Source organism: Bradyrhizobium sp. 159, from assembly GCF_023073795.1.
Lineage (GTDB): Bacteria > Pseudomonadota > Alphaproteobacteria > Rhizobiales > Xanthobacteraceae > Bradyrhizobium.
In genome coordinates, this window is record NZ_JADPKE010000088.1 from 16,572 (window position 1) to 35,190 (window position 18,619).

General features: G+C 63.8%; 21 protein-coding genes. 9 read left to right on the top strand and 12 right to left on the bottom strand.

Annotated features, from left to right (window positions below):
- Positions 1 to 15: 15 nt before the first annotated feature.
- Both IVA96_RS25225 and IVA96_RS25230 read right to left on the bottom strand, forming a co-directional pair.
- Entirely contained in the window at positions 16 to 717 is a 702-nt protein-coding gene (locus IVA96_RS25225) for a GrlR family regulatory protein (RefSeq protein WP_247419906.1), read from the bottom strand.
- A gap of 194 nt (positions 718 to 911) precedes the next feature.
- Complete coding sequence (locus IVA96_RS25230) at positions 912 to 1,946, bottom strand: glutamine synthetase beta-grasp domain-containing protein (protein WP_247419908.1); 1,035 nt, start codon at positions 1,944 to 1,946, stop codon at positions 912 to 914.
- A 539-nt stretch (positions 1,947 to 2,485) separates the two neighbouring features.
- Here IVA96_RS25230 and IVA96_RS25235 point away from each other — a divergent pair.
- From IVA96_RS25235 to IVA96_RS25255, 5 genes are all read left to right on the top strand, one after another.
- Positions 2,486 to 2,689, top strand: coding sequence for a DUF2735 domain-containing protein (locus IVA96_RS25235; protein ID WP_247419911.1), 204 nt, complete (start codon positions 2,486 to 2,488; stop codon positions 2,687 to 2,689).
- Positions 2,690 to 3,095: 406 nt separating this feature from the next.
- Entirely contained in the window at positions 3,096 to 3,839 is a 744-nt protein-coding gene (locus IVA96_RS25240; protein ID WP_247419913.1) for a tyrosine-protein phosphatase, read from the top strand.
- Positions 3,840 to 3,861: 22 nt separating this feature from the next.
- Positions 3,862 to 4,542, top strand: coding sequence for an SDR family oxidoreductase (locus tag IVA96_RS25245; RefSeq protein WP_247420234.1), 681 nt, complete (start codon positions 3,862 to 3,864; stop codon positions 4,540 to 4,542).
- Positions 4,543 to 4,653: 111 nt separating this feature from the next.
- Positions 4,654 to 5,340 (top strand): DUF2161 family putative PD-(D/E)XK-type phosphodiesterase, encoded by a 687-nt coding sequence (locus tag IVA96_RS25250; protein WP_247281551.1) that lies wholly within the window; start codon positions 4,654 to 4,656, stop codon positions 5,338 to 5,340.
- 94 nt (positions 5,341 to 5,434) lie between these two features.
- A complete protein-coding gene (locus IVA96_RS25255; protein WP_015686575.1) occupies positions 5,435 to 5,740 on the top strand; it encodes a hypothetical protein in 306 nt (101 codons plus the stop codon).
- Positions 5,741 to 5,799: 59 nt separating this feature from the next.
- On the opposite strand, the gene IVA96_RS25260 is transcribed toward IVA96_RS25255, so the two are convergent.
- Positions 5,800 to 6,405 (bottom strand): GNAT family N-acetyltransferase, encoded by a 606-nt coding sequence (locus IVA96_RS25260; protein ID WP_247303525.1) that lies wholly within the window; start codon positions 6,403 to 6,405, stop codon positions 5,800 to 5,802.
- Between the two features lie 148 nt (positions 6,406 to 6,553).
- Positions 6,554 to 6,955 carry a PaaI family thioesterase gene (locus tag IVA96_RS25265; RefSeq protein ID WP_247281553.1) on the bottom strand — a complete coding sequence of 134 codons (402 nt, stop codon included), beginning with the start codon at positions 6,953 to 6,955 and terminating at the stop codon, positions 6,554 to 6,556.
- 118 nt (positions 6,956 to 7,073) lie between these two features.
- Between IVA96_RS25265 and IVA96_RS25270 the strand changes: the two genes are divergently transcribed.
- Positions 7,074 to 7,856 (top strand): cobalamin-binding protein, encoded by a 783-nt coding sequence (locus tag IVA96_RS25270; RefSeq protein WP_247419915.1) that lies wholly within the window; start codon positions 7,074 to 7,076, stop codon positions 7,854 to 7,856.
- Positions 7,857 to 7,971: 115 nt separating this feature from the next.
- On the opposite strand, the gene kynU is transcribed toward IVA96_RS25270, so the two are convergent.
- From kynU to IVA96_RS25295, 5 genes are all read right to left on the bottom strand, one after another.
- A complete protein-coding gene (kynU, locus tag IVA96_RS25275; RefSeq protein WP_247419917.1) occupies positions 7,972 to 9,174 on the bottom strand; it encodes a kynureninase in 1,203 nt (400 codons plus the stop codon).
- An 8-nt stretch (positions 9,175 to 9,182) separates the two neighbouring features.
- Positions 9,183 to 10,022: a tryptophan 2,3-dioxygenase gene (gene kynA / locus IVA96_RS25280; RefSeq protein ID WP_247281555.1), complete on the bottom strand. Its 840-nt coding sequence runs from the start codon at positions 10,020 to 10,022 to the stop codon at positions 9,183 to 9,185.
- A gap of 34 nt (positions 10,023 to 10,056) precedes the next feature.
- Positions 10,057 to 10,866: an alpha/beta hydrolase gene (locus IVA96_RS25285; protein ID WP_247419919.1), complete on the bottom strand. Its 810-nt coding sequence runs from the start codon at positions 10,864 to 10,866 to the stop codon at positions 10,057 to 10,059.
- 281 nt (positions 10,867 to 11,147) lie between these two features.
- Positions 11,148 to 12,425, bottom strand: coding sequence for an ArgE/DapE family deacylase (locus IVA96_RS25290; protein ID WP_247419920.1), 1,278 nt, complete (start codon positions 12,423 to 12,425; stop codon positions 11,148 to 11,150).
- Between the two features lie 54 nt (positions 12,426 to 12,479).
- On the bottom strand, positions 12,480 to 13,205 hold the full coding sequence (locus tag IVA96_RS25295; RefSeq protein ID WP_247419921.1) for a pyridoxamine 5'-phosphate oxidase family protein: 726 nt from the start codon (positions 13,203 to 13,205) through the stop codon (positions 12,480 to 12,482).
- A 73-nt stretch (positions 13,206 to 13,278) separates the two neighbouring features.
- On the opposite strand from IVA96_RS25295, the gene IVA96_RS25300 reads away from it, so the two are divergent.
- Together IVA96_RS25300 and IVA96_RS25305 are read left to right on the top strand one after the other, a co-directional pair.
- Positions 13,279 to 14,745: a PLP-dependent aminotransferase family protein gene (locus IVA96_RS25300; RefSeq protein ID WP_247420235.1), complete on the top strand. Its 1,467-nt coding sequence runs from the start codon at positions 13,279 to 13,281 to the stop codon at positions 14,743 to 14,745.
- 67 nt (positions 14,746 to 14,812) lie between these two features.
- A complete protein-coding gene (locus tag IVA96_RS25305; RefSeq protein ID WP_247419922.1) occupies positions 14,813 to 15,058 on the top strand; it encodes a DUF6719 family protein in 246 nt (81 codons plus the stop codon).
- 8 nt (positions 15,059 to 15,066) lie between these two features.
- Here IVA96_RS25305 and IVA96_RS25310 read toward each other — a convergent pair whose 3' ends face one another.
- The 3 genes from IVA96_RS25310 to IVA96_RS25320 form a co-directional block, all read right to left on the bottom strand.
- Complete coding sequence (locus IVA96_RS25310) at positions 15,067 to 15,429, bottom strand: hypothetical protein (protein ID WP_247281561.1); 363 nt, start codon at positions 15,427 to 15,429, stop codon at positions 15,067 to 15,069.
- Positions 15,430 to 15,463: 34 nt separating this feature from the next.
- Positions 15,464 to 15,811: a hypothetical protein gene (locus IVA96_RS25315; RefSeq protein WP_247419923.1), complete on the bottom strand. Its 348-nt coding sequence runs from the start codon at positions 15,809 to 15,811 to the stop codon at positions 15,464 to 15,466.
- 323 nt (positions 15,812 to 16,134) lie between these two features.
- On the bottom strand, positions 16,135 to 16,683 hold the full coding sequence (locus tag IVA96_RS25320; protein WP_247281563.1) for a CreA family protein: 549 nt from the start codon (positions 16,681 to 16,683) through the stop codon (positions 16,135 to 16,137).
- A gap of 208 nt (positions 16,684 to 16,891) precedes the next feature.
- Between IVA96_RS25320 and IVA96_RS25325 the strand changes: the two genes are divergently transcribed.
- Positions 16,892 to 18,496: a L,D-transpeptidase gene (locus tag IVA96_RS25325; protein ID WP_247419924.1), complete on the top strand. Its 1,605-nt coding sequence runs from the start codon at positions 16,892 to 16,894 to the stop codon at positions 18,494 to 18,496.
- Positions 18,497 to 18,619 lie beyond the last annotated feature (123 nt).

The window sequence follows — 18,619 nt, forward strand, 5'->3', positions numbered from 1 at the left end:
CTTATCCCGTGGCGCTCAGGCGCGGTGCATCAGCTTGAGCGCGGCGGTCAGGCGCAGGCTGCGCTTGCCGGCGAGCGCCGTGGCCTCCAGCACCGCCTCTTCCGCATGGTAGCGGCCGGAGAAGCCGATGCCGACTTCGTGGCCGCCGAAGATCGGATCGTCCTTGGCCTGCGTGTGCTCCTGATTGAGGATCTGGCCCTTCCAGCGGCCGTTCGCGGCGGTGTAGCTGCCGAGATAATAGAACGCCGCATCGCCACCGAGGATGCGGCCCTGGTTGAGTAGCATCACGCCGGTGAGGCCGCCATCGAGACCATCGAGCATACGCAGATGAATCGAATAGAGACCATCAGTGATGCCGGCTTCGCCGACGCCGCCAGCGACCGGCACCTCGTCTGCGGTGATCGGCGTCATCACCGACTGGAAGGGTACGCCTGGGAGCTCTTTCAGCTCGCCCTTGAAGCGATAGAGATTGCCGTCGGCCCAGCCCTTCGCGATCAGGGTCGCATCGTCGGTGCCGGCCATGGCGCGATAGTTCGGATCGGGGTTGTGGCGGACGGTCTTGATGATGACGTCGACGCCGCCATCAGTCTTGTCGTAGGTGCCGATATGGGCGAAGGCCGAATTGCCGCCCAGCATCTTGCCATTGCCGGCATGCATCACGCTCCGGCCGACCGCGTCGCCGAGCTGAAATCTCACCTTGTAGAAGCCTTCAAACACCAGCCGTGTCCCCGGCCCTGCGCATCCGGGCGCACTCTCCCGCATTCCAACGCAATCGACAAGCTTGACGCAGGAAGCGGCGGACAGGCCACAGGAACAGCTGTCATCAGAATGCAGAAATCCGCCGGAGCCCTGCAGCTCCGGCGGATTTGAGACCAACCCGGGTCAGCCCCCAGCCCTGGGGCGGAACGATCTTACGCCGCGGCCTTCTTGCCGGTCGGCACGTATGAGATCGTCTTCAGGATCTGCGAAGCGATCTGGTAGGGGTCGCCTTGCGAATTCGGACGACGGTCTTCCAGATAGCCCTTGTAGCCGTTGTTGACGAAAGAGTGCGGAACGCGGATCGAGGCGCCGCGGTCCGCCACGCCGTAGCTGAACTTGTTCCAGGGCGCGGTCTCGTGCTTGCCGGTCAGACGCTTGTCGTTGTCCGGGCCGTAGACGGCGATGTGGTCCATCAGGTTCTTCTCGAATGCCGCCATCAGCGCTTCGAAATACTCCTTGCCGCCGACTTCGCGCATATAGGCGGTCGAGAAGTTGGCGTGCATGCCCGAGCCATTCCAGTCGGTGTCGCCGAGCGGCTTGCAGTGGAACTCGATGTCGATGCCGTACTTCTCGGTCAGACGCAGCATCAGGTAGCGGGCCATCCACATCTGGTCGGCAGCGGTCTTGGAGCCCTTGCCGAAGATCTGGAATTCCCACTGGCCCTTGGCGACTTCCGCGTTGATGCCTTCATGGTTGATACCGGCAGCGAGGCAGAGGTCGAGATGCTCTTCGACGATCTTGCGGGCGACATCGCCAACGTTCGAGTAGCCGACGCCGGTGTAATACGGACCCTGCGGGGCCGGATAGCCCGACGACGGGAAGCCGAGCGGACGACCGTCCTTGTAGAAGAAGTACTCCTGCTCGAAGCCGAACCAGGCGCCGGGATCGTCGAGGATGGTGGCGCGCTTGTTCGACGGATGGGGGGTCTTGCCATCGGGCATCATGACTTCGCACATCACGAGCACGCCGTTGGTGCGCGCGGCGTCCGGGAAGACGGCGACCGGCTTCAGCACGCAATCGGAGCTATGACCTTCGGCCTGCTGGGTCGAGGAGCCATCGAAGCCCCAGAGCGGAAGCTGCTCGAGCGTCGGGAACGACGCGAATTCCTTGATCTGAGTTTTGCCGCGCAAATTCGGAGTCGGCGTATATCCGTCGAGCCAGATGTACTCGAGCTTGTACTTGGTCATTGAGCCTCTCTGTAGATGATGCGAAAGGTTGGGGGCCCTGGGGTCCCCGCACGTTTGTACCCGGCCACCATCGGCCGGCCCCCTACAAGCATTTTACGTGCCAAAAGGCTGCACTGCGGGAGGTTTTCCAGCGCGGTCGGCATCGGCCCGGAGCTGACCGGACAGCCCCAACAATATGCGTCATAGCCGCGCACCTTAGCGTGAAGCTGCACCGCAAAAATCCCGCCAAAAGCGCCCGATTCTGAAGCAGGCGCGACAATGCTGAACGCCGCCGATGAAACGCGCATCAATGCCCAGCAACTTTCGTAAAGTCCTAGAGCACTGCCTAGCAACCTTTGGAATAGCCCAGCCGTTGGTCAGCGAGCTCGTGCCTTAGGAGATGCAACAGAGCATCTGCCTACAAATTGGGCGGCAACTGATTTCCTTTTCAGCACTTTCCAATTCGGAGCGCGCCGCCGATATGGAGATTTCAGTAACCACAATCGAACGAGTCGGGCGCACCATGGAGGCCAAGGCGCTTTGACCAAGGAGAAATCGCAATGATGAACAGTGGTCTAAGTCACGGAACTGCGAAGATCTACCAATTCCCTGCCGGGGGCCGCGCAGCTCTTGGGGGACGCCGCTATGGCGAGACCCGTCTTCCCGCCGATCATGCTTCGCCCCCCTCCAACGTCTCGATCTGCAGCGACAGTTGGTATCACCAGGACGCGGTGGACGAAGCCAAGCCGAAATGGGATCGCTGATGATACCGTCGCGCTCTCGCAAACGCCGGCGGCAGTTCAAAAATGGGTCGAAGCCACGGTGTTTCGGCCCTTTTTGATTCCTGCAGATACAATGCCGTTCAGATCACCGCGCAGGCGTGAGCGGCCGCTTCAGATGTCTGATCGTGGTGGCCCGGTCCTGCCGATCGCCAGCGTGATCCCAGCTTCGAATAGCGGGCGCCAGAGACCGTCATAAAGTCAGATGATGAACTGCGTACCATCGGTACAGCGATAGGTCTGCGCATCGGCCGGCCGGGTGTCGAAACTTCCGGCCGACAGCATGGTGATGGCCAAAACAATGGCCTTGTGCCGACCCATGATCGCCCTCTGTAATGGACGTTAAGGGCGCCGCAGCGCGTCCGGTGGAACCATAACCCAAGCTGATCTCATGTCCGACTCCCCTGCCCGCCACCTCGCCCTGCAAGGCGCCAGCAATTTTCGCGATCTCGGCGGCTATCCGACCACCGACGGCCGCATCACGCGCTGGCGGCAGATCTTCCGCTCCAACCATCTCGGCCACCTCACCGCAGCCGACATCGAGATCGTCCGAGCGCTGGGGGTGCGAAGCGCCTTCGATTTCCGTGGGCTGGAGGAGCGCGCCGGCGGCGTCTGCGTCGTGAACGAAATCACCGTGCACTCACTGCCGATCGAGCCGACCGTCGTCGCTGCGCTGCGCGCTGAGCTCGCTCGGGGCACGCTGACGGCACCGGTCGCGCTGGAGATCATGCGCCAATCCTATCGCAACTACGTTCGCCACAACACGCACAGCTTTCGCAACCTGTTCGGCCATCTCCTGGAAGATTGCGCGCCGCTCGTGATCCATTGCACGGCGGGCAAGGACCGCACCGGCTTTGCGAGCGCGCTGATCCTGCATGCCCTCGGCGTACCCGATGACGTCATTGCCGAGGACTACCTGCTCACCAATCAGCACTACAAGCGCGATGCGACAGCTGCGATCGATCTGCCAGAGGACGTACGCAATGCCATCGGCAGCGTCGAAGCCTCTTACCTTGCTGCGGCGTTCGAAGCCGTCGGACAGGAATATGGCGATATCGAAACCTATTTGCGCGATGGGCTCAAGCTCGGCGCGGCCGAACGGACTGCACTGAAGGCGCGTTATCTGCAATCGTAGGCGGCGTGCCGGGAGATCGATGATGCAAGGCAAGGTTCTGATCGTGACCGGCGCGCGCGGCGCGCTCGGCAAGGTCGTTGCGGAGATTGCGCAGTCGCGCGGCGCGCGCACGGCCCGCATCGATCACGCGGCTTCACAAGGCTCCGCAACGCCTGAAAGCATCGAGATCGGCGGCGTCGACCTGTCCGATGCAACGCAGGCGAAGACGGCGATCGAGGCGGCGGCAAAGCACTTCGGCAAGCTCGATGCGCTGATCAACATCGCCGGCGGCTTCGCCTTCGAGACCGTCGGCGACGGCGATGTTGCGACCTGGCAACGCATGAATGCGCTGAATGTCCTGACCGCGCTCAACACCTCGCGCGCGGCGCTGCCGCATCTCGCCGCCTCCAAGGCCGGCCGCATCGTCAACATCGGGGCGATGGGTGCACTCCAGGCAGGCCCCGGCATGGGCCCCTATGCGGCCTCGAAAGCAGCCGTGCATCGCCTCACCGAGGCGCTCGCCAATGAGTTGAAAGGCAGGGTCACCGTGAATGCGGTGCTGCCGTCGATCATCGACACCAAGGCCAACCGCGCCGACATGCCGAAAGCCGACTTCTCCAAATGGGTGACGCCGCAGGAGCTCGCCGAAGTTATCCTGTTTCTCGCCAGCGATGCCGCGAGCGGCGTCACCGGCGCGCTGATTCCGGTGGGTGGGCGGGTGTAGGCGGATCGCGTTCCGAGTCTCTGCCAGACGGCAATGATTCAATCGGAGCCGAGAAGGCTCTAAACTGCCTGCACTGATTCTCCGATCGGACGTCACACACGGAACTTGTCTTTGGAAACCGCGCTCTATCTGCCCGTCAAACGCTTCCTCGAAGAGCTCGGCTTCACCGTGAAGGGGGAGATCGGCGGCTGCGATCTCGTGGGCCTCAGCGCCGGCGATCCACCTGTCGTGGTCATCGGCGAGCTCAAGCTCGCCTTCAATCTCGAGCTGATCCTTCAAGCGGTCGACCGCGCGCCGGCCGGCGACGAGATCTGGATCGCCGCCAGAATGTCGGCCCGCGGCAAAGGGCGTGAGAGCGATGCGCGCTATCGCAATCTGTGCCGCCGGCTCGGCTTCGGCATGCTCGGGGTCACCGATCGCGGCCAGGTCGAGGTGCTGGTGAAGCCGCCGACGGCGGCGCCGCGCCGCGAGCCAAAGATTCGCTCGCGGCTCGTCGCAGAACATCAGCGCCGGCAGGGCGATCCCGTGCTCGGCGGCAGCACTCGTGCCCCGATCATGACGGCCTATCGGCAGCAGGCGCTGGCCTGCGCCTCCGCCCTCGCCGAAGGCCCCCGGCGAGTGAGCGAGTTGCGCGAACGCTGTCCCGATGCCGGCAAGATCTTGCTTAACAATGTGTATGGCTGGTTCGCACGTGCTGAACGGGGAATCTACGGGCTCACCGAAGCGGGGCACGCGGCACTGAAACGCTGGCCACAGCAAGGGATTGAACTCGGTGCAGGTGTCGCGTCACCGCCCTGACACCCGACCGGTGCATAGCTGAGATGCCACACCGATTCCATATTGCAATGCAACATTAGCGGCACTAGGTATCCCGGCATCAAACGAGGCCGTTATGAGCGCAGACTGGAATACCAAATATGGCACGCGGCGCGTGCGTCACGATCCGCCCACCCTGGACGAGGCGATCTTCGCCGCCGTCGGCATCACCGACGACCAGGAGCAGCAGGCCGAGATCGCAGCAGCGCTGATGGGCATGCCGCTCGATGTCGTGCAGGCCGAGGTCAAGAAGCAGGCCCGCACCAACAGCCGCATCACCGCAACCCGCGTGATCGCCGGCGAACAGGGCGCGCAACGCTCCGTAGTGGTCGAGCGCCGCGTCGTCCGACGTTTCGGCAACGACAAGCGCACCGGCACCTGAGCGCTCATTTCCTACCCAGACTGTGAAAGCGGACCGGCCTTGCCGGTCCGCTTTCTGTCTTATGCGGCGCGACTGCCGTACATGCTGGAGATGATCTTCCAGCAGGTCGAGTTGAAGCTGAGCAAGGCCCGGCCGGCTGTGAAGGGCGAAGCCGCCAGATCGGCAAGCTCGGCCTCGGTTGTCTTGGTGAGGTCGATCGTCCCGGTCGATTCGCCGTGGCGGAAAGCCAGATGCGCACCGAACTTCCTGGCGAGCGCCCGCATGGCGTGGTTCTCGGCGCCGGTGGTGATGCGCAGGCGCTTATAGCCCTTCCAGCGCGCTTCCGCGATCAGACGGCGGAACAGTACGGTGCCGACGCCCTGGCGGCGAGCGGAAGCCTCCACGCTGAAGGCGACCTCAGGCAGCGAATCATCCTCCGGCGGATGCAGCTCGGCCGCACCGCGGACCATGCCATCGACAATGTAGGCGACGATCACAGTGCCGTCGTCGGCGCAGCGGGCGGCATAACGCTCGATGAAGCTGTCGTCGAGAAAACCGTTGAAACGGTCGTGCCGGCTTGCGGGATCCAGTCTCAGCAGATGGTCGCGCAGGAGCGGCAATTCTTCCTGCTGGATCAAGGTCCGTACATAGCCCGGAGCGGTGCGGACGGTCTCTTCAAGTACCACGTCAAAACTCCTCTTGGTGTCCCTCGAGGAGGCGTTCGAATCCCTAGGCCGCCTATATTGTGCATCGCAACAAGCTTTTCAAGATGCGAGCCTGCCCAAGAGTGGCACCGGGCGCGACCATTTCGTTAACAAAATCAAGGACCCTCATTCATACGAGGATGAGCTGCGTCTGGGTCACAATGGCCACAAGCTTGCCGTCCTCGGTTTCCAGCCGGGTGGTCCAGACCTGGGTCCGCCGGCCTCGGTGGACCGGGGTGGCGGTCGCGATCACCGTGGTTCCCTCCTTGGCCCCACCGATGAAGTTGGTCTTGCTTTCCAGCGTCGTGGTGCCTTTGGCGTCGTCCGGCAGGTTGATCACGGTCGCAGCCGCACCGACGGAATCCGCCAGCGCCATCACCGCGCCGCCATGGATGGTGTGATGAAGCGTGCAGAGGTCGGGCCTGACCGTCATCCGCGCCACCACGCGGTCCTTCTCGGCCTCGACGAACTCGACGCCTTTGAGCTCGGCGAACGGCATCTTCATGACTTTAAGTTTCTCGAGCGGCGTCATCGGATCTCCTTCCAATTCCTTGTTGTCTCAACGTGAATTGCTTCGTGCGGCAAAGCAATGACATCCAAGGTAATGGGCGGGCTGACATCGGCGCCGACATTGTGCATAGGCTGCTCGCATGCGCCACTTCCCCCCGCACCGCATCGTCTGCCTAACCGAGGAGACGGTCGAAACACTCTACCTGCTCGGCGAGCAGGACCGCATCGTCGGCGTCTCCGGATATGCCGTGCGCCCGCCCCAGGTGCGACGGGAGAAGCCACGGGTGTCGGCGTTCGTCTCGGCCGACATCCCAAAGATCCTGGCGCTGGAGCCAGAGCTGGTGCTGGCCTTCTCCGATCTGCAGGCCGGCATCGTCGCAGATCTCGTCCGGGCCGGTGTCAACGTCCACGTCTTCAACCAGCGTGACGTCGCCGGAATCTTGGCGATGGTCCGCACGCTTGGTGCGCTTGTCGGTGCGGCCGAGCGCGCGGAGAACCTCGCGCAAGGTTTTGAGCGACGCCTCGCCGCGATCGCGGCAACGCCCCGGCCCTCGGTCCGGCCAAGAGTCTATTTCGAGGAGTGGGACGATCCGCTGATCTCGGGCATCGGTTGGGTCTCCGAGTTGATCGAAATCGCCGGCGGCGGGGATGTGTTCCCGGAGTTGCGATCGCGGCAGGCGGCGAAGGACCGCATCGTGTCGGCGGAGATGGTGCGCGAGGCAGCGCCCGATGTGATCCTCGCGTCGTGGTGCGGCAAGAAGGTTGTCCCTGCCCGTATCCGCACGCGCGAAGGCTGGGGTGAGATTCCGGCGGTGCGCAACAGCCGCATCGTGGAAATCAAGTCGCCGATCATCTTGCAGCCGGGACCGGCAGCGCTGACGGATGGGCTCGATGCGGTCGTGATGGCATTGTGGGGGACGTGATCCCTCCGCCGTCATTGCGAGCGAAGCGAAGCAATCCAGGCTGCCTCTGTGGAGGGATTCTGGATTGCTTCGTCGCACGGGCTTCTCGCAATGACGCCTGTGGAGGCGTCTTTCCTCACGTCACCGCATTGACGACCTGATACTCCGGCCGGCGCCACACCTCGCCTACGATCACCTCCTCGATGATCTCGGCGGCTCCGACGATCTCATCCTCACCGATATAAAGCGGCGTGATCCCGAACCTCATGATCTCAGGCGCGCGGAAATCACCGATGACGCCGCGGGCAATCAGCGCCTGCATGGCGGCGTAGCCGCCGTCGAAGGCAAAGGAGACTTGCGAGCCGCGGCGCTCATGCGCGCGCGGGGTCACCAGCTTCAGAGACGGGCAGCGACGCTCGACTTCGGCGATCAGGAGATCACCGAGCGCCAACGAACGCGCACGGACCTCACGGATGTCGATCCGATCCCAGATGTCGAGTGAGGCCTCCAGCGCCGCCATCGCCAGCACTGGCGGCGTTCCGACACGCATGCGCTCGACGCCGCCGGCCGCCGCATAGGCAAGCTCGAACGCAAACGGTTTGGCATGGCCCATCCATCCCGACAGAGCGGCGCGGGCATTGTCGGCGTGGCGCGGCGCAACGTAGAGAAAGGCCGGCGCACCGGGGCCGGCGTTGAGATATTTGTAAGTGCAGCCCGCAGCAAAATCGGCGCCGCAGCCGGAGAGATCGACGGGCAGCGCGCCGGCGGAATGGGCGAGATCCCAGACGGTGACGATGCCGAGCGCACGCGCTTTCGCGGTGAGCTTCGCCATGTCATGGCGGCGGCCGGTGCGGTAGTCGACCTCGGTGACATAGAGGACCACGACCTCCTCGGACAGCGCGGCCTCGATCTCTTCCGGCGCCACCAGACGCAATCGATGGCCGCGCCCAAGCGTTTCGATCAGGCCCTCGGCCATGTAGAGGTCGGTCGGGAAATTGCCGGTGTCCGACAGGATTACCTTGCGCGACGCGTTCATATCGAGCGCAGCCGCGAGTGCCTGGTAGACCTTGAGCGAGAGCGTGTCTCCGACCATCACGGAGCCGGCTTCGGCGCCGATCAGTCGCGCAATGCGATCGCCGACATGACGCGGTTGGGCATACCAGCCTGCGGTGTTCCAGGCACGGATCAGCTCATTGCCCCATTCGGCCGTGATGACGCGATTGACGCGCTCGGCAACGCCGAGCGGCAGCGCGCCGAGCGAATTGCCGTCGAGATAGATCACACCGTCGGGCAGATGGAACAAAGCCTTGGTGTCGTCGTAGACGCGTAGCTTGGTCATGGCCATTTCTACAAAATCGTACGCACGCGCCAGAGCTCGGGGAATAGCTCGATCTCCAGCATCCGTTTGAGATAGCTGACGCCGCCGGTACCACCTGTGCCGCGCTTGAAGCCGATCACGCGCTCGACCGTTGTCACGTGGTTGAAGCGCCAGCGGCGGAAATAGTCCTCGAAATCGACCAGCTTCTCGGCGAGCTCATAGAGCGTCCAGTGCGTCTCCGGCGCTTCGTAGACGATACGCCAGGCCTGGAGCACGCCTTCGTTGAAACTGTGGGTTTCGCGGACGTCGCGGGCCAGCACGGCCGCAGGCATCTTGAGCCCGTTGCGGTCAACAAGCCGCAGCACCTGGTCATATAGGCTTGGGGTCGCGAGCTCGGCTTCGAGCAGCTTCGTCGTCTCCGCATCGTGCGCGTGCGGCTTGAGCATGGCGTGGTTGCGGTTGCCGAGCAAGAATTCGATCAGCCTGTATTGTCGCGACTGGAAGCCCGAGGACTGCCCGAGCTGCGAGCGGAAGCGCGTATACTCGCTCGGCGTCATCGTCCGCAACACGTCCCAGGCGCCATTGAGCTGCTCGAAGATGCGCGACACCCGCGCCAGCATCTTCATCGCGGGCTGCACCTCGTCCCTGGCGATGGCGCGGCGGGCGGCGCTGAGCTCGTGGATGGCAAGGCGCATCCACAGCTCCGTGGTCTGATGCTGGATGATGAACAGCATCTCGTCATGCGCTTCCGAGAGCGGATGCTGCGCGCCGAGAATCGCGTCCAGCGCCAGGTAGTCGCCGTAGGACATGCGCCGGGCGAAATCCGTCTCGGCGCCTTCGCTTGCAGGATCGTAATCGCTGGACGTCATGATAGGTCCTCTCGATCCATCTTCCCTCGCCTCGTCAGTCGAGGCCGATCAGACGCGCGGTGATCGGCGACGACGGATCCTTAAGCCCGTCGATCACGGTAAAATGGTTGAGCCCGGGATCGATGACGAGGTGCGTCGGCACGTCGAAACCGGTCCAGACGTTGGCCATCAGGTCGGATTGGCGGATGAATTCAGGGCGCTCGTTGCCGCCGACCCAGGCCGTCACAGGCGACTGCCCCCGCGGCAGATGCAGCGCCGCGCTCTCGAGCGTCGCCTCCTGCATGGTCATGCGCAGGGTCTCGTTCATCCTTGTCTTCAAGAGCGGCCGCAGATCGTGCAGGCCGCTGATCGAGAGCGTGCCGGCAATACGGTCGTAGACGGCGGGCTCGAGCCGGCTGTCGTCGCACAGCATGCGCGTGACCAGATGGCCGCCGGCGGAATGGCCGGCGAGCCGGATCGGCCCTGCCACCAGCGAGGCCGCCTTAGCGACCGCGGCGGTGATCTCGGCAGTGATGTCGGAGATGCGCGCGGCCGGTGTCAGCGTGTAGCTCGGCAGCGCCACGGCCCAGCCATGATGCCTTGCGCCTTCGGCAAGATCGGTCCAGGCTGACTTGTCGAAGCGCATCCAGTAGCCGCCATGCACGAACACGACGAGGCCCTTGCTGTCGCCCTCGGGCAGGATCAGGTCGAGGCGCTGCCGCTCACCGGCGCCGTAGGCGACGTCGGGACGAAAATCCCTCAACCCCGTACGGTAAGCCGCCGCCCGCTCCGCCCACAGCGCCGGCATTTTGTCCGAGCCAGGGATATGGGTCGAATTGGCATAAGCATCATCCCAATCGCGCATCGTGATTTCCTCGGCGGACTTAAGGCCTCTGCGACGGAGGCCAGTCTGCCACCGGCAGGGCCGCCATCCTAGTCTTTATTTTAAGCTTAAAGGATTGATCCGCGCCTGTGTCTCGGACAGCGGATCGCACCGGCAAGGTATGTCCTTTGCCCTGAGGAGCCGCCGTCACATTCCAGGACTGCGAGCGCCGTGAACCGAATCCAGAATCGCTCCGCGGCGGCAGTCTGGATTGCTTCGTCGCTTCGCTCCTCGCTGACGGCAGAGAGGGCAAGCGCGGTTGCTTACGCCTTCTCCACTCCGCACCACTCCGCGATGAACAGCGCCATCGCCTTGGTGGTCTTCTTCAGCGACTCCAGCTCGACAAACTCGTTGAAGCCGTGCATTTCGCCGCCGCTCGCGCCGAAGCACAGGCTCGGGATGCCATGATTGAGGCCGTAGAAGCGGGTATCGGTGAGTGCGGTGAAGACGAGGTCCTCGACTGCGCCACCGTAGACCTTATTGAAGGCCTTGCCGAACGCGGCCTCGGGTGCGGCGGCGTCAGTCAGTTCATACCCCTCCGACAGGAAGCCCGACCATTCGATCTCCGGCGGGTTGTTGGCGAGGAAGCGGTGGTTGCGCGCAGCGGCCGCGACGCATGCCAAAATCTCCTTCTGGTGCTCGGCGATCGACCAGCCCGGCAACACGGCAATCCGGCAGTCGACGTCGCACCAGGCCGGCACGCTGGAGGCCCAATCGCCGCCCTTGATGATGCCGGGATTGAAATTGATGGGATGGTTGAGCGTCCTGAAGTGACGATCGGCTTTGGCGCGCTCGTTCCATTCGATCTCGAGTTTTTGCAGGGCCTGGATCAAATGATAGGCCGCCATGATTGCGTTCGCGCCGGAACCGGCGAAGGCAACGTGGGTCGGATGGCCCTTCACGCGCAGGCGAAACCAGATCACGCCAACCTGAGAGCGCACCATCTTGCCGCCGGTCGGCTCCGGAATGAAACAGGCATCGGCGCGGTAGCCGCGCTGAAGCGTCGAGAGCGCGCCGACGCCCGTGCTCTCCTCCTCGATCACGGACTGGAAGTGGATCCGCGCCGTAGGCTTCAAGCCCGCGGCTTTGATCGCATCCAGCGCGTAGAGCGCACCGATCGTGCCCGACTTCATGTCGCAGGCACCCCGGCCAAACATCTTGCCGTCCTTGATGACGGGCGAGAACGGCGGCGTATCCCACAATTCCAGCGGACCTGCCGGCACCACGTCGCAGTGCCCCTGGAGGATCAGCGATTTTCCAACGTTCGTTTGCGGACGGTAGGTGCCCACCACCGAACGCGCTTTCGAAAAATCATGCTCGATCGGGCCAAAACCGCGCAGATCCTTGAGGTCGTCGATATTGATGTGCCAGTCGTCGATCTCATAGCTGCGTTCGCGCAGGAGGTCGCCGATCATGTCCTGGCACGGTCCCTCCGCCCCGCGGGTCGAGGGGATCGCGACGAAATCGCGGGTGGTCGCAAGCTGGGCTTCGAAGCCGGCGTCGACGGCGTCAAGAATCCTCTGCTGCGTCTCGGCATTCATCAGGCAACTCCAATCGGGCGTTCAGATCATCGATGGAGCGCAAGCTAGCCGATTTCAGCCGTTCGGGTACTCTACAAAATAAGCATCCCGCAATGCATCTTCGAGCAGCCGGCCTTCGAAGTAGCCATTCAATGTCGCAGGCCGGGTGACGCCGTCGAGCAGACGCGGACACGGCTCGGGCGCGCCGAGCACCGTGCGCACCGGGATGCGCTCGGCATAGATCGGGAGTTCGTAGTCCTCATCGTCATCGGCCACGCCCTTGGCACGGATCTTGGCCGAGGCCTCCTCGATCTCCATCGCGATGAAGGAGGTCGCCTTGGTCTCCTGCGCGGTGCTCTGACGCAGGCCCGCGGTGCGGCCCGGGAAGAAGCGGTCGACCATCGCGATCACCGCGCGCTCTTTCTCCTCGTGGTCGGTGACGAGGTAGGCGGTGCCGAACGCCATCACCGCCCGGTAATCGGCGGAGTGATTGAAGCCGCAGCGCGCCAGCACGAGACTGTCGAGATGAGCGACCGTCAGGCAGACGCGCTCGCCCCTGGTCTGGTTGCGCAGCATGCGGCTGGCGCTGCTCCCATGCCAGTACAGCTTCGTTCCTTCGCGCCAGAAGAAGGTCGGCGTGCAATAGGGCTGACCGTCGATCACATAGGACACGTGGCATAGCATCGAGGAGTCCAGGATGCGGTGAACGGTCGCGTGATCGTAGAAGCCGCGGTCGTGACGGCGCTTCACCTGGTTGCGCGCTGACGTCGGATAGGAGTCTGAGTTTTCAACCTGGCTCACGGCCGCACCTCCGAGATTGGAACAATTCGGAAGAGTTGTAGCCGTGGATTTGGTCTGCGATAGTGCCAATTCCATGCGAAAAATTCCGACCAATTCTCCCTCGCCGGCCAAGGCCGAGTTGCCGCTCGACCTCACCGGTCCGCACGTCACGGCCGGCGCCTCCGCGGCGCACCGGCTCTACCAAGCGCTCTGCGAGATGATCGTCTCCGGTCTCGCCAGGCCCGGCGAGCCATTGCCGCCCTCACGGACACTGGCGCACCAGACCGGCTTGCGCCGCAACGCCGTCGTCACTGCCTATGAGCGGCTGATCGCCGACGGTTTTGCCGAGGCAGCCGTCGGCTCCGGCACCTTTGTCGCCGCGCGCATCCCTGCACGAGCAGCCGAGGCGAACAAACCCAAGGCGGTTGTCGAAGCGCCGCAGCATGGCGCGTTCGCGCTCGGCTGCACCCATATCGACGAGCGCGCCGTGCAGCGCTTCCGCGCCTTCGTGGGCCGTCGCATGCGCGCATTCGGATCCGAGCATCTGCATTATGGCGATCCCCGCGGCAGTCGCGAGCTGCGTGCGGCAATCGCCGATCACCTGCTGTCGGCGCGAGGGCTGCGCTGCGACCCCGATCAGATCATGCTCACGTCCGGCACGCTGCATGCGCTGCGCATCGTGCTGAGCGCGATCCTCAAGCCGGGCGACCAGGTCTGGTGCGAGGACCCCGGCTATCCGATCGCGCGCCAGACGATCGGACATTGCGGATATCGCACCGTACCCATTCCGGTCGACGCGTACGGGCTGCACGTGGCCAAAGGTCGTTCGGCGGCACCGTCTGCGCGCGCGGCCTATGTCACGCCGTCGCACCAGTTTCCGCTGGGCGTCCAGATGTCGATGCCACGGCGGCTCGAACTGCTGGACTGGGCAAAGCAGGCCGGTGCCTTCGTGTTGGAGGACGATTACGACAGCGAGTTCCGCTACGACGGCGCGCCGCTGATGTCGCTCGCCGGCATCGATCACCTCCAGCGCGTGATCTACCTGGGCACCTTCGCCAAGACCTTGTTTCCGGGCCTGCGCATCGGCTATTGCGCGCTGCCCGAGCGCCTGATCGCGGACGTGACGGCTGCACGGGCTGCGCTCGACCGCTTTCCCGGCACGCTGATGGAAGGCGCGGTGGCCGACATGCTCAATTCCGGCGCCTTCGCCGCGAACCTGAAGCGGGTGCGCAAGCTCTATCGCGAGGCGCGTGATGCGCTGGCGGAGACATTGGAAGCGAAATCGGACGGGGCGCTATCCGTGCCGGTGCCGTCGCAAGGGTTGCATCTTGTCGCACGGTTCAATCCCCCGGTCGATCCGTCGCGCGCGGCCGAGGCCAAGCGGGCGGCCGGCGCGGAAGGTTGGCTCCTGGCCGACACCTATTCACTCGCGCGTCCCCTGCCCGGTTTCGTGCTTGGATTTTCAGGGCATACGGTTCCGCAACTGGTGGCCTCTGCCGAACGGCTGGCGCGCGAGTCGCGCGCTATCTTGTGCGCGAGGAGCTCAGCCCGGCAGGCGTAACGAAGCTTCACCTATCAGAATCGCCTCCGGCTCCCTAGATTGCGGCATCGACGCCGGACTTCAAATCATGCTGCTACACCGCGCGACCTGCCTTTCGCTCCTGATGTCCCTCGCGCTCGCCTCCACGGCGCGCGCAACAATGGTCGGCCGCGAGCAGGACATCGTGGATCTCAAGCTCGGCCAGCGCGTACAAGTGGATGACGGAACTTGCCCCGCCGGACAGGTCAAGGAAGTGCGCGGCGCGAAGATGACCGACAAGGGCGTTTCACGGACGAGCACCTGCGTGCCACGATACGGTCCGAAAACCAAATAATCTGAACGTCACTTCGCCGGATCGAACATGCACTGCAAGGTCGGCTTGGCGATTTTGGTGAAGGTCGGGCCGATTTCACCCTGCTTGGACGTCGGCACCCAGTCGGTCTCGATCGTCGGCACGCCGGTCTCGCTGATGCCGCGCAGCAGCGCCTCACGCAAGTCGCGGTCCTCGACGACGGCAGCGGCATGGTCGTGCAGGCAACCGCAGACCTCCTCCGGGTGCTCCCAGCGCCCGAGCATGCGCGGCGCACACTGACGCACGAATTCGGCACGGGAATCCGGCAGCCTGGAGGGAGCGCGCACCTGCGCCGCAGCGGCGCTGAGCGTCAGAACGGACATGAACGCTGCGGCGCAGAAACGAGCAATCATGATGGCCTTTGCCGGCAATTTTTCTTGTTGGCGATCAGAAGCGCGTGGCGACCACGATCGGCTGCGGTGCAATGATCGTCAGCGACGAACCGGTGTACTGGAAGGTGCCGACACCGGGAAGACTGCCATCCGGCGAGCCCGCGAACGAGGAACCGGCAAGCACGAAGCCGAAGGCAAGGATGAAGCTGAGCGCGCGCATGGTCTTGTCTCCGAATCGGTGGCCGGCGGTGCCGTCGTTGTGAAGCTGATAACCATGGGTGGTTTCGTGCGTGATGCGCCAAAAGCGGAAAATGGTTTCATCTTTCGTGAGAATTGTTTCGTCGTGTCCGGCACGACGAAACATTCGCCGGAAAATGCCAATCTTTTCAGGGGGGCGCGCCACGGCCCAAAGTAGCCTGACAAATTCCCGCTCGGTTCGGAACGAGCCTCCACGTGGTCGGGGACGCTTCGGCTACGACCTAAGCCATCGAAATCGCGACGCCGGGACCACCGGGCGCGTTCACGTGAGCAATGGCCATCATGATGGCGGCAGATCGCGCTCGACGCGCGAGACGGACCAGCGGATGGGCCGCGGAGACAACGACCCGTTCGCAACAGCGCGACGTCAGCTGGCGAAATGGCGCTGCAAGCCAAGCGCGACCTTGAAGCCGCGCCGCAGACATTCGCGCCGCTGACTGGCTCGCATCTTGCAGGACCTCGCAGTCGTCAGTGAGTGAAGAACTCACCGCACTTCTGGACGCTTGCGTCCGCTGGTCCCCACGGCATGATCGGCACGGTCGACGTCGAGTTCTTTGGTGAGCCCTCGATCAGCTTGTCCGAATAGACCATGTAGACCAGCACGTTGCGCTTGGCGTCACAGCCGCGCACGATCTGCATCTTCTTGAAGAACAGTGAGCGGCGCTGGCGGAACATGTCGTCACCTTGCTCCATCTTGTTCTTGAACTTGATCGGGCCGACCTGGCGACAGGCCAGCGAGATGTCCGAGACCTCCTCGGCAAGGCCGAGCCAGCCCTTGAAGCCGCCCTTCTCCGGCACCGTGAAGTGACAGGCGACGCCCTCGACCTCGGGGTCGTCGAGGCCGTAAGTCGCGAGCTTGTCGTTCGGGCTCATCCATTTGAATACAGTCGAGCGGCGGAAGATCAGATCGGGCTCGTCGGCAGCAAGGGCGGGCGCCGCCCAAATCGTCAGAGCCAGGAGGAATAAAGCGAGGCCCTTCAAACGGATGCCGAAAAGACCGTGGAAACGAGATGACATGAAGTTCTCCGGTAACAAGTCCCCGCAATGTAGGCATCAGGCGGCCGGTCAGGAAGACGAGCGGCCAGTCGGCACGGCCGCCGTTTACCGCTCTGTGAGGCTTTTTTGCTACGCGTTGAACAAAAGTAGCTGACGGCAGAACCACCTTGAGGGTGAACGCGTATCCCCTTTGCGAGACTAACGTCTGATTTGGATTATGGATTCGAGGATGAACAGCGTGAACGGGTCCGGTTTTGCTGCCAAGCCAACGCGGATTTGGCAGATCGCCATTTTGACGGCGGCGGGTGCGATCGGGACGGCAAGCCAGGCTGACGCAGCGTTTTATTATTGGACGGATTATTCCGACGGGTCCTATTACGCCCGGCAGGATCGGCATCCCGAACTACCGCGCCACAAGCCGCCGAAGCGCGGCACGGCGGGCAAGAAGGAGATCGTCGCCGAGAAGGAAGCGGGCACCAAGCCGCAAGGACCGCTCGTCATCGTCGTCTCGATCGACCGGCAGAAGGTGACGGTCTACGACAGCAAGGGCGTGTTCGCGGAATCCCCGGTGTCGACAGGCATGAAGGGCCATTCGACGCCGATGGGTGTGTTCAGCGTCATCCAGAAGCACAAATTCCACCATTCCAACATCTACAGCGGCGCCCCGATGCCGTACATGCAGCGGATCACCTGGTCTGGCGTCGCCATGCATGCCGGCGTGCTGCCGGGCTATCCGGCCTCGCATGGCTGCATCCGCATGCCGATGGCGTTCGCGGTGAAGATGTGGAACTGGACCAGGATGGGCGCGCGCGTGATCGTCGCGCCCGGCCAGATGTCGCCGCAAAGCTTTTCGCATCCGCTGCTCGCCTCGGTGCGCGTAGCGCCGCAGCCCGCCGCCAGCCTCGCGCCGCAGATCAACGCCAGCGACAAAGCCGATAAGGGCGCGGCGCAAACCAAAGTCAACGAAGCCACGCCGGCCGAGACGAAGACCGCGAGCGCAGACAGCGTGCTCGAGCTGCGCGCCTCCGTCGGCCACACCGTGATGTCGGATGTGACCACCGGCCATGCGCCCGCCCGCGAGGAAGCGGCTGCGCCCGCCGACAAGATCACGACCAAGATCGCCGGGGCATCTGACGCGGCCAAGCCGCAATCCGAAGAAACCGCCAGGCCCGCAAACATGGACGCGAAGTCGATTGAGGCCGCGGAAGCGCCCAAGGCTTCGACAGTGACCGACGACAAGCTCGGCGCTGCCAAGACCGAAGCTGCCGATTCCCGGAAGAAGACTGATGCTCCGGCACTCGCCACCTCGGCCGACATGGAGAAGGACGAGACCCGCGTTGCCGATCCGGCACCTGCGGCGAAGCCGGATGCGCCGCGGCGGGCCGGCCAGATCGCCGTCTTCATCAGCCGCAAGGATTCCAAGCTCTACGTGCGACAGAACTTTGCGCCGTTATTCGAGGTGCCCGTCACGATCGCCCCGAGCGACCGGCCGCTCGGCACGCACGTCTTCACAGCCGAAGTCGATAAGACCGATTCCAACGCGCTGCGTTGGTCGGTGGTGTCGCTGCCGATCTCGGTCCGCGCCGCTGCGCGCGATGACGACGGACGCGTGTCACGCCGCCAGCGTGGCGCTGCCGTGATCCCCGTTGCCGCAAAGCCGGTGGTCACGCCGGACAGCCCGACTGAAGCCCTCGACCGCATCTCAATTCCGGCCGACACCATGGCGAAGATTAACGAGATGCTGACATCAGGTGGCTCGATCATCGTCTCCGACCAGGGCATCAACCAGGGGGAGACCGGCGAAGGCACGGACTTCATCGTCCGCCTTTACTAGCGCCTTCACTAGAGAGCGTTTTGAGCGAAGTGGATACCGCTTCGCGCAAAGCAAACGCGCCAAACGTCTAGCGCCTCGCCGCGACCGATAACGCGGTGTTGACGAGTGAGGTTGCAGCGGCGG

What these genes read in the sequence shown, in the direction of transcription:
- IVA96_RS25230 (WP_247419908.1), bottom strand. Translation starts at nt 1,946, where the DNA reads ATGACCAAGTACAAGCTCGAGTACATCTGGCTCGACGGATATACGCCG.
- IVA96_RS25235 (WP_247419911.1), top strand. Translation starts at nt 2,486, where the DNA reads ATGATGAACAGTGGTCTAAGTCACGGAACTGCGAAGATCTACCAATTC.
- IVA96_RS25240 (WP_247419913.1), top strand. Translation starts at nt 3,096, where the DNA reads ATGTCCGACTCCCCTGCCCGCCACCTCGCCCTGCAAGGCGCCAGCAAT.
- IVA96_RS25245 (WP_247420234.1), top strand. Translation starts at nt 3,862, where the DNA reads ATGCAAGGCAAGGTTCTGATCGTGACCGGCGCGCGCGGCGCGCTCGGC.
- IVA96_RS25255 (WP_015686575.1), top strand. Translation starts at nt 5,435, where the DNA reads ATGAGCGCAGACTGGAATACCAAATATGGCACGCGGCGCGTGCGTCAC.
- IVA96_RS25265 (WP_247281553.1), bottom strand. Translation starts at nt 6,955, where the DNA reads ATGACGCCGCTCGAGAAACTTAAAGTCATGAAGATGCCGTTCGCCGAG.
- IVA96_RS25270 (WP_247419915.1), top strand. Translation starts at nt 7,074, where the DNA reads ATGCGCCACTTCCCCCCGCACCGCATCGTCTGCCTAACCGAGGAGACG.
- kynU (WP_247419917.1), bottom strand. Translation starts at nt 9,174, where the DNA reads ATGACCAAGCTACGCGTCTACGACGACACCAAGGCTTTGTTCCATCTG.
- kynA (WP_247281555.1), bottom strand. Translation starts at nt 10,022, where the DNA reads ATGACGTCCAGCGATTACGATCCTGCAAGCGAAGGCGCCGAGACGGAT.
- IVA96_RS25285 (WP_247419919.1), bottom strand. Translation starts at nt 10,866, where the DNA reads ATGCGCGATTGGGATGATGCTTATGCCAATTCGACCCATATCCCTGGC.
- IVA96_RS25290 (WP_247419920.1), bottom strand. Translation starts at nt 12,425, where the DNA reads ATGAATGCCGAGACGCAGCAGAGGATTCTTGACGCCGTCGACGCCGGC.
- IVA96_RS25300 (WP_247420235.1), top strand. Translation starts at nt 13,279, where the DNA reads ATGCGAAAAATTCCGACCAATTCTCCCTCGCCGGCCAAGGCCGAGTTG.
- IVA96_RS25305 (WP_247419922.1), top strand. Translation starts at nt 14,813, where the DNA reads ATGCTGCTACACCGCGCGACCTGCCTTTCGCTCCTGATGTCCCTCGCG.
- IVA96_RS25310 (WP_247281561.1), bottom strand. Translation starts at nt 15,429, where the DNA reads ATGATTGCTCGTTTCTGCGCCGCAGCGTTCATGTCCGTTCTGACGCTC.
- IVA96_RS25320 (WP_247281563.1), bottom strand. Translation starts at nt 16,683, where the DNA reads ATGTCATCTCGTTTCCACGGTCTTTTCGGCATCCGTTTGAAGGGCCTC.
- IVA96_RS25325 (WP_247419924.1), top strand. Translation starts at nt 16,892, where the DNA reads ATGAACAGCGTGAACGGGTCCGGTTTTGCTGCCAAGCCAACGCGGATT.